Below are 8,781 nucleotides of genomic sequence, written 5' to 3'. Positions count from 1 at the left end.
GACGGCGCCATCAAGATCGGCCTCAAACCGTAAGCGGAGCAACAGGAACCGGACCCGGGAATGATCCCGGGCCCGGTTCGTTCGCAGCGACTCAGTTCTCGATCGCGGTTTGTCCGTTGCCTTCCGCGTCGATCACGGAGATCTTGCGCGGCTTCGCCTTCTCCGCGACCGGAATCGTCACGCGCAGAACACCACCCCGATACTGCGCTTCGATTCGATCGGTGTCGAGGGTATCGCCGAGGAACAACCGACGGGTGAAGACGCCTCGCGGCCTCTCGGTCGAGATGAACTCCTTGTCCCGGTCGACTTCCGGGCGTTCGGCGCGAACGGTGAGCACGTTGCGCTCGACATCGAGTTCGATCGACTCGGCGTCGACGCCGGGGAGATCGAACTCCGCGACGAAACGGTCGCCCTCCCGCCATGCGTCGAGCGGCATCACCGCGGGACGGGCCATGGTGCCGAGCACCTGCTGCGCGAAACGATCGACGTCGCGGAACGGGTCGGTGCGCATCAACATCGGTCTGTCACCTCCGACTGTCCGGCCGTTCGTGACGGCCACATTCCGTCAATTATCTGTGCCAGTTGACACAGATTTATTATGGCGCTGCTGATACACTTCGGTCAAGACTTTGGGCAGCTGCGGCCCACTCGGCCCACCGGAGGAGACGATGACGCACGATCCTTTTCTGCGCGCCCAGCGCGGGGTCTACGGGATCTCCGTGGCCGCCGAACTCTCGGGGCTCGACCCGCAGACCCTGCGCCTGTACGAACGCCGGGGCCTGCTCAATCCTGCCCGTACGGCAGGTGGAACGCGTCGCTACAGCGAGAACGACCTCGAGACCGTGCAACGGATCGTCGAGCTCGTGGCATCAGGTGTCAACATCGCCGGCGTCGCCCGGATCCTCGAACTCGAAGCAAGCAATGCGGCGCTGCAGGAGGACAACACACGCCTGCGTTCCGCACTCGGCGGCGGGCCACCTCCCCTGCCGGGAGGGTCGTAGGTCTTCGGTCTCCGCGCGACGACCAGCGGAGATACCGGAAAACGGACCCGGAACGCGCGAAGGGGGGCTAGCATCGAAGAACGCCTCACAGGTGCGTAGGTGTGTGTCCGACGAACGGACGCGCCGATAGCAATAAGGGGTGACCTCAGTGCGTAATGCACATTCCGATTCACCGAGCGCCGAAAGCGGACGTGAAGACATCGCGTCCCGGCCGCATTCCATCGCAGACGACACGATTCGCTGGCCTGATCCCAGCCCACTCGACGCATGGTGGGCCCGTGTCATGGGAAAGTCCGTTCCCTGACCGGACCGACACCCCCGCAGACAGTTCCGACCGATTCGACCACACCGAGGTGGACACATGATGCCGCGCCGCGACCCGCTTGCCGGTGACCGGTGGGTCTTCCGTTGCGACCATTGCGATCACTGCTACCGCACTGCCGCACGGAGTCGACTGCAGGCCGAACTCCACGCCCAGGTGAACGGCTGGGCCACCGGGCCGACCACGCTGTGCCCCGGATGCGCAACCCTGTTCGTCGACGGGGCAACACAGCTCGCGCACACCGACGGCTGAACCGGCCGGCCGATCGTCCCGACGGCTGAGCCGTTCGATAGTCGCAGTCGCCGGTCCGGAGGCGGGTGAGCATCTAGGCTCGCCTCATGGCCGGCGACGCGACACGCATCGATTCACCCGAGAAACTCTCGGCTGCGCTCGACACGACGGGCTATCTCGCCGACGACGGACTGGCGACCGTCGTGTTCCTCGCGATGCGCATGGGTCGCCCGCTCTTCTGCGAAGGCGAACCCGGCACCGGGAAGACCTCGCTCGCAGCGGCACTCGCCCGGGCCCTGGACCTTCCGATGATCCGTCTGCAGTGCCACGAGGGCATCGACGCCTCGCAGGCCCTCTACGACTGGGATTTTCCCCGGCAGCTGCTCCACCTACGGTCGCTCGAGGCGGCGAGCGACGGTGCGCTCGACGCGGACACCGCCGAACGTTCCCTGTACACGGAGCGCTATCTCCTCGTCCGTCCGTTGCTGCGAGCACTCACCGAGTCACCGTGCGTGCTGCTCGTCGACGAGATCGACCGTGCCGACGACGAGTTCGAGGCATTTCTGCTCCAGTTGCTCGACGAGAACGCCGTGACGATCCCCGAACTCGGTGAGGTCCGTGCCGAGGTCCCACCTCTGGTGGTGCTCACCTCCAACCGGACCCGCGAGGTGCACGATGCACTCAAACGCCGCTGTCTGTACCACTGGGTGGAGCATCCCGATCTCGAACGCGAGGTCGCGATCCTGCAGCGGCGGCTACCGGGACTGGGGCGACCGCTCGCCGAGCAGATCGCCCGCGCGGTGCAGTCGCTCCGCGGACAGGAACTTCTCAAACCGCCCGGTATCGCCGAATCCCTCGACTGGGCACGCGCACTGCTCGCCCTCGATCGCGACGTCCTCGACGCGGCGACCGCCGCGGCGACACTCGGCGCGGTCCTGAAGTACCGCGAGGACATCGACCGTGTCACCCGAACCGGTCTCGACCTACCGAGGGTGGGGTGACGACCGCCGCCGGCCCGGTCGTCGGCCTCTCAGGTTTCGGCCGCGTCCTCGCCGCCGCCGGTCTGCCCGTCGCCCTCGACGCGACCGCCACCTATCTCGACGCCCTGGGACACGTCGACGTCGGGGATCCCGTCCAGGTCTATTGGGCGGGTCGCGCCACGCTGTGCCGCACACCGGACGACACGGCCCGCTACGACGCGGCCTTCGTCCACTGGTTCGGTGACACCGTCCCGACCGGCTCGCGGACCCACGGGCAACGCACCCGCACCGCGCGGATCGCCGCACTGTCCCGAGGCGAGGGCGCCGACGGCGACTCCGGGGACGAGGCACCACGACTGCAGGTCGCGGCGGACGACACCGATGTCCTCCGTCATCGCGACGTGGCCGAACTGACGACCGCCGAACGCGCTCATCTCGCCGAACTGCTCGCGCGGTTGCAGCCCCGTCCGCCGACACGTCGGGCACTGCGTTCGAAGCCTTCCCGGCGCGGACCGGTGGATCCGCGGCACACCCTGCGCGACATGCTGGCGAGCGGAGGCGAACCCGTCCGGCCACGGCACCGTGCGCGGGCGACCCGAACGCGCCGGGTGGTGTTGCTCATCGACGTGTCCGGGTCGATGAGTCCCTACGCCGACGCGCTGCTGCGGTTGGCGCACGTCGTCACACGTGCCGCCCCGTCGTCCACCGAGGTGTTCTCCCTCGGCACGCGGCTGACCCGCCTGTCGCGGGCGCTGAGAGCCCGCGACCCGGACGTCGCGCTCGCCGGGGCCGCACGAGCGGTACCCGACTGGGCCGGCGGGACACGCCTCGGCGACACTCTCCACGCCTTCCTGGACCGTTGGGGGCGTAGGGGTTTCGCGCGGGGTGCGGTGGTCGTGATCTTCTCCGACGGCTGGGAACGCGGCGACGCCTCACTGCTCGGGGAGCAGATGGCGCAGCTGCACCGCCTCGCGCACCGCGTGCTGTGGGTGAACCCGCACGCCGGCGGCGAGGGCTACGAACCGATCCAGTCGGGTATCTCCGCGGCGCTGCCGCACATCGATCGTCTGCTCGCGGGACACAGCCTCGCGACACTGGAAGAACTTCTCGAGGAGGTTCGGCGTGCGTGAAATTCTGGACGAACTCGACCGGCGATACCGGGCCGGGGAGACCGTCGCGGTGGGCACCGTGGTCTCCACCTTCCGGTCGGCACCGCGGGGCCCGGGTGCATCGATGCTGGTCGCCCAGGACGGGACCGTCACCGGCAGTGTCTCGGGCGGATGCGTCGAGGGCGATGTCTACGAACTCGGCCGATCGATCATCGCGAGCGGGCAGCCGGTGCTGCAGCGCTACGGGGTCTCCGACGACGACGCGTTCTCCGTCGGCCTCACGTGCGGCGGCATCATCGACGTCTTCGTCGAACGGATCGATGCGGACTCCTTTCCCGCCTTCACCGACCTGCTCGGCTCCGTCCGGGCGGGCGAGCCCGTCGCTCTCGCGACCGTCACCGCCCATCCCGACCCGGCGGTGCGGGGGCGGCGGATGGTCGTGTGGCGCGACCGCGCGGACGGGCAGCTCGCCTCGTCACGCATGCACGACGCCGTCGTCGACGACGCGCGCGGCCTGCTCGAGGCCGGACGTTCGGGCACCCTGCACTACGGCACGGACGGTGAACGTCGTGGTGAGGGAATGTCGGTGTTCGTCAACGTCTTCCAGCCCCCGCCCCGGTTGATCGTGTTCGGGGCGATCGACTTCGCGTCGGCGATGGCCCGGCTCGGTTCGTTCCTGGGTTACACGGTGACCGTGTGCGACGCGCGCGGGGTGTTCGCCACCGAAGCCCGCTTCCCCGGTGCCCACGAGGTGATCGTGGACTGGCCGCACCGTTATCTCGCGGCCGAGGCCGAAGCGGGTCGCGTGGATGCCCGCACCGTCATCACGGTTCTCACCCACGATCCGAAGTTCGACGTGCCGCTCCTCGAGGTCGCGCTGCGGCTCGACGTGGCGTACGTCGGCGCGATGGGTTCGCGCCGCACCCACGACGACCGCATGGAGCGCCTGCGGGAGACGGACCTGACCGAGGAGGAACTGGGACGCCTGTCGTCGCCGATCGGTCTGGACCTCGGTGCCCGCACCCCCGAGGAGACCGCCGTGTCGATCGCCGCCGAGATCATCGCGCTGCGATGGGGCGGGGGCGGCGGCCGGCTCGCGGAGACACGCGGACCGATCCACATCCACGAGGAGCACATCGGCGTTCGGAAGTCCTGAGCGTCCCCGTCGACCGCGAAGGTCTGGGCGGTGACGGAGGCGGACTCCTCCGAGGCTTGTCCTCGAGGCGTCGGTCATGCAGTTCCTCAGGGCAGGTTTCGCCTCCGATCGGCGCGAGCGCGACGGCGATTTCGGCGATTCGGGTCCTTCCTGCGTGTGATATGCAGCAGAGTGTCAGTGATCTGTATCACTGCGTCACGTGAGGTACTTGGAGGACCCATGCGCATCACTGTCACCGTAGACGGAACGCAGTACACGGACGACGTGGAACCGCGACTGCTTCTCGTCCACTACCTCAGAGATCGACTCGGGAAGGTGGGCACGGTGGTCGGTTGCGACACGAGCAACTGCGGTGCCTGCACCGTGTTGTTCGACGACCGCAGCGTCAAGTCGTGCTCGGTGCTCGCGGTGCAGGCCGACGGGCACTCCGTCACCACCGTCGAAGGGCTCGCCGAGAACGGCAACCTGCATCCGGTCCAGGAAGCGTTCCGCGAGAAGCACGCACTGCAATGCGGCTTCTGTACGCCCGGGATGATCATGGCGACCATCGACCTGCTCTCCGAGAACTCCGATCCGAACGACGAGGACGTACGGCACGGTCTCGAAGGAAATCTGTGCCGCTGCACCGGATACCAGAACATCGTGGCCGCCGCGCGTGACGCCGCGCAGCGGCTGCGCGAGAACCCGGCAGCTACCGAGGAGGCCGCACGATGACGAGCACCGTGGATCCGACCACCGACGAGGGCGCCGGCGACTCCGAACTCGGCCGGGCGCGCCGCCGCAAGGAGGACGAGCACCTCATCACCGGCCGCACGCGCTGGACCGACAACATCGTGCTTCCCGGGATGCTGCACGCGGCGATCCTGCGCAGCCCGGTCGCGCACGCCCGCATCACCGCCCTCGACGTCTCCGAGGCCCGTGGCAAGCCCGGGGTCGTCGCCGTCTACACGGGCGCCGACCTCGCCGAGGAGCAGGGCAGCCTGCCGTGCGCATGGCCGATCACCGAGGACATGAAGACCCCGAACGCCCCCGCCCTCGCCGTCGACACCGTGCGCTTCGCGGGTGAAGCGGTCGCAGTCGTGGTGGCCCGCAGCGCATACGAGGCCCACGACGCCCTCGATGCCATCGACGTCGACTACGAGGACCTGCCCGTGGTCCTCGACCTCGAGACCGCGGCACGAGACGACGACCTCGTCCATCCCGATCTCGGCACCAACGTCAGCGCGACGTGGGTGTTCGACTCCGCCGAGGCCGGCAGCGGCGGCGACGTCGAGGACGCGATCCGCGATGCGGAGGTCGTCGTCGAACGGACCTTCCGGCAGCAGCGGCTCATCCCGGCCTTCATGGAACCGCGTTCGGTCGTCGTCGATCCCACCGCCTCACAGATCACCATGTGGTCGGCCACTCAGGTGCCGCACATCCTGAGATTGATGCTCGCGATGACACTCGGCCTCCCCGAGCACAAACTGCGCGTGATCGCCCCCGACGTCGGCGGTGGTTTCGGTGGCAAGCTGCAGGTCACGCCGGAGGAAGTGCTCACCCTCCTCATCGCGCGTCGCCTGCACAAGCCCGTCAAGTACACCGAGACGCGCAGCGAGTCGATGCTTGCCGCGCATCACGGACGCGACCAGGTCCAGAAGCTCACCCTCGCCGCCCGCCGCGACGGCACCGTCACGGGCCTGAAGGTGGAACTGCTCGCCGATATGGGCGCCTATCTGCGGCTGGTGACACCGGGTGTACCGATCCTCGGCGCGTTCATGTTCACCGGCATCTACAAGTTCGGCTCCTACCGCTTCGCGTGCACCAACGTGTTCACCCACAAGGTGCCCACCGACGCCTACCGCGGCGCCGGCCGTCCCGAGGCCACCTTCGCGATCGAACGCATCATGGACGAGCTCGCCGTCGAATTGTCCATGGACCCCCTCGAGCTCCGCGAGAAGAACTGGATCAAGCACGAGGAGTTCCCGTTCGATACGGTCGCGGGTCTGACCTACGACTCGGGCAACTACGAGGCCGCGACCGCCAAGGCGCGAGAGTTGTTCGACTACGACGCATTACGACGTGAGCAGGCCGAACGGCGCGAACGCGACGACCCGGTCCAGCTCGGCCTCGGTGTCTCCACGTTCACGGAGATGTGCGGCCTGGCCCCGTCGCGGGTGCTCGGTTCGCTCTCCTACGGTGCCGGCGGGTGGGAGCACGCCGCGATCCGTATGCTGCCGACCGGCAAGGTCGAGGTCGTCACCGGTGCGTCCGCGCACGGCCAGGGCCACGAGACGGCGTGGAGTCAGATCGTCGCCGATCGGCTCGGAATCCCGTTCGACGACATCGAGATCCTGCACGGCGACACGCAGAGCTCACCGCGTGGTCTCGACACCTACGGCTCCCGGTCGCTCGCGGTGGGCGGTATCGCGGTCGTCAAGGCCGCCGAGAAGGTGGTGGCCAAGGCCCGGCCGATCGCCGCGCATCTGCTCGAATGCTCCGAGGACGACCTGGATTTCGAGTCCGGGCAGTTCCGCGTCAAGGGAACGTCGAAGTCCGTCGGGCTCACCGACGTCGCGCTCGCGGTGTTCGCCGCGCACGACCTGCCGGACGGCGTCGAACCGAATCTCGATTCCGAGGCGACCTACGACCCCGACAACTTCTCGTTCCCGCACGGCACCCATCTGTGCGCGATCGAGGTCGACACCGAGACGGGACACGCGCGCATTCGCAAGTACGTGTGCGTGGACGATGTCGGCCACGTCGTGAACCCGCTCATCGTCGAAGGTCAGGTGCACGGCGGACTCGCCCAGGGCATCGCCCAGGCCCTCTACGAGGAGGCGGTGCACGACGAGTCCGGTACCTTGCTGAGCTCGTCGTTCGCCGAATATCTGTTGCCCACGGCGGTGGATCTGCCACCCTTCGTCACCGATCGCACCGATACCCCCGCACCGGGTAATCCGTTGGGTGTCAAGGGAGTCGGCGAGGCGGGCACCATCGCCTCCACGCCGGCGGTCGTCAATGCCGTACTCGACGCGGTACGGCCGTTCGGCGTCACCGACGTCGAGATGCCCTGTACACCGATGCGGATATGGCATGCTCTCCGCGACGCCCGAGGAGGCACGAAATGATTCCGGCCCCGTTCGACTACGTCGCTCCGTCCGACGTCGACGAAGCAGTCGCCGCGCTGGCGGAGGCCGGTGAGGACGCGAAGGTCATCGCCGGTGGGCAGAGCCTCATGCCCGTCCTGCGCCTGCGTATGGCGGCACCGACGGTGCTCGTCGACCTCGGCAGGATCCCCGAACTGCGCGGCATCCGCGACGACGGCGACGCGCTGGTGATCGGCGCGACCACCACTCACCACGACGTGTTGCACGACCCGCTCGTCGCGGAGCACGCACGGCTGCTGGCCGAGGCGACGGCGACCGTCGCCGACCCCCAGATCCGGCATCGCGGCACGTTCGGCGGGTCGCTCGTGCACGCCGATCCGGCCGGGGACCTCGCCGCACCCGCCGTGGCGCTCGAGGCGACCTTCACGGTGGCCGGACCGTCCGGTCGTCGTACCATCGCGACGGACGACTTCTTCCAGGACTACTTCACGACCGCCGTCGAACCCGGAGAGATCCTCGTCGAGGTCCGGGTTCCCAAGCACACGGGCTGGTCGGCGCGCTACGAGAAGTTCCATCGCGCAGCTCAGCAGTGGTCCATCGTCGGCGTCGCGGCGACCCTCGAAGCGTCGGGCGGCACCATCGAGCGGGCCAGGATCGCCCTCACGAACATGGCGGCCGTCCCGGTCCGGGCACGCAGCGTCGAGGAATCGCTGGTCGGCAAACCTGCGACGGCCGAGACGATCCACGCCGCCGCCGAGCGCGCCACCGAGGGCACGGCTCCCATGACCGACGGAAATGCCGACGCCGAGTATCGGAGCCACCTCGCCCGGGTACTCACCCGACGAGCGATCACCACTGCCTCCGGGGTCTAGGCGTTCCGCAGAACGTCCTGC

The 8,781-nt window shown here is 68.4% G+C and carries 9 protein-coding genes; 8 read left to right on the top strand and 1 reads right to left on the bottom strand.

Annotated features, from left to right (window positions below; genetic code table 11):
• Positions 1 to 91: 91 nt before the first annotated feature.
• Positions 92 to 517 (bottom strand): Hsp20/alpha crystallin family protein, encoded by a 426-nt coding sequence (locus tag R1101_RS0101605; protein WP_016931740.1) that lies wholly within the window; start codon positions 515 to 517, stop codon positions 92 to 94.
• Positions 518 to 668: 151 nt separating this feature from the next.
• Between R1101_RS0101605 and R1101_RS0101600 the strand changes: the two genes are divergently transcribed.
• The 8 genes from R1101_RS0101600 (at position 669) to R1101_RS0101565 (ending at position 8,760) form a co-directional block, all read left to right on the top strand.
• Positions 669 to 1,001 (top strand): MerR family transcriptional regulator, encoded by a 333-nt coding sequence (locus R1101_RS0101600; protein ID WP_016931739.1) that lies wholly within the window; start codon positions 669 to 671, stop codon positions 999 to 1,001.
• Positions 1,002 to 1,362: 361 nt separating this feature from the next.
• Positions 1,363 to 1,575, top strand: a complete 213-nt coding sequence (locus tag R1101_RS0101595) for a hypothetical protein (RefSeq protein ID WP_016931738.1) — start codon at positions 1,363 to 1,365, stop codon at positions 1,573 to 1,575.
• Positions 1,576 to 1,661: 86 nt separating this feature from the next.
• Positions 1,662 to 2,555, top strand: a complete 894-nt coding sequence (locus tag R1101_RS0101590; protein ID WP_016931737.1) for an AAA family ATPase — start codon at positions 1,662 to 1,664, stop codon at positions 2,553 to 2,555.
• Positions 2,552 to 3,664 (top strand): vWA domain-containing protein, encoded by a 1,113-nt coding sequence (locus tag R1101_RS0101585; RefSeq protein WP_016931736.1) that lies wholly within the window; start codon positions 2,552 to 2,554, stop codon positions 3,662 to 3,664. The genes R1101_RS0101590 and R1101_RS0101585 overlap by 4 nt, the downstream gene beginning before the upstream one ends.
• Positions 3,657 to 4,799: an XdhC family protein gene (locus R1101_RS0101580; RefSeq protein ID WP_016931735.1), complete on the top strand. Its 1,143-nt coding sequence runs from the start codon at positions 3,657 to 3,659 to the stop codon at positions 4,797 to 4,799. The genes R1101_RS0101585 and R1101_RS0101580 overlap by 8 nt, the downstream gene beginning before the upstream one ends.
• A gap of 219 nt (positions 4,800 to 5,018) precedes the next feature.
• Positions 5,019 to 5,513 (top strand): (2Fe-2S)-binding protein, encoded by a 495-nt coding sequence (locus tag R1101_RS0101575; RefSeq protein WP_016931734.1) that lies wholly within the window; start codon positions 5,019 to 5,021, stop codon positions 5,511 to 5,513.
• Positions 5,510 to 7,909, top strand: a complete 2,400-nt coding sequence (locus tag R1101_RS0101570; RefSeq protein WP_016931733.1) for a xanthine dehydrogenase family protein molybdopterin-binding subunit — start codon at positions 5,510 to 5,512, stop codon at positions 7,907 to 7,909. The genes R1101_RS0101575 and R1101_RS0101570 overlap by 4 nt, the downstream gene beginning before the upstream one ends.
• Complete coding sequence (locus R1101_RS0101565; protein ID WP_016931732.1) at positions 7,906 to 8,760, top strand: FAD binding domain-containing protein; 855 nt, start codon at positions 7,906 to 7,908, stop codon at positions 8,758 to 8,760. Before R1101_RS0101570 ends, R1101_RS0101565 begins: the two co-directional genes overlap by 4 nt.
• The last annotated feature ends 21 nt before the right edge of the window (positions 8,761 to 8,781 follow it).

This window comes from Rhodococcus sp. R1101, assembly GCF_000278445.1.
Taxonomy (GTDB): Bacteria; Actinomycetota; Actinomycetes; order Mycobacteriales; family Mycobacteriaceae; genus Rhodococcus; species Rhodococcus gordoniae.
The sequence above is the reverse complement of the archived record's forward strand: the minus strand, read 5'-3'. Positions and strand labels throughout refer to the sequence as shown.

What these genes read in the sequence shown, in the direction of transcription:
- R1101_RS0101605 (WP_016931740.1), bottom strand. Translation starts at nt 517, where the DNA reads ATGTTGATGCGCACCGACCCGTTCCGCGACGTCGATCGTTTCGCGCAG.
- R1101_RS0101600 (WP_016931739.1), top strand. Translation starts at nt 669, where the DNA reads ATGACGCACGATCCTTTTCTGCGCGCCCAGCGCGGGGTCTACGGGATC.
- R1101_RS0101595 (WP_016931738.1), top strand. Translation starts at nt 1,363, where the DNA reads ATGATGCCGCGCCGCGACCCGCTTGCCGGTGACCGGTGGGTCTTCCGT.
- R1101_RS0101590 (WP_016931737.1), top strand. Translation starts at nt 1,662, where the DNA reads ATGGCCGGCGACGCGACACGCATCGATTCACCCGAGAAACTCTCGGCT.
- R1101_RS0101575 (WP_016931734.1), top strand. Translation starts at nt 5,019, where the DNA reads ATGCGCATCACTGTCACCGTAGACGGAACGCAGTACACGGACGACGTG.
- R1101_RS0101570 (WP_016931733.1), top strand. Translation starts at nt 5,510, where the DNA reads ATGACGAGCACCGTGGATCCGACCACCGACGAGGGCGCCGGCGACTCC.
- R1101_RS0101565 (WP_016931732.1), top strand. Translation starts at nt 7,906, where the DNA reads ATGATTCCGGCCCCGTTCGACTACGTCGCTCCGTCCGACGTCGACGAA.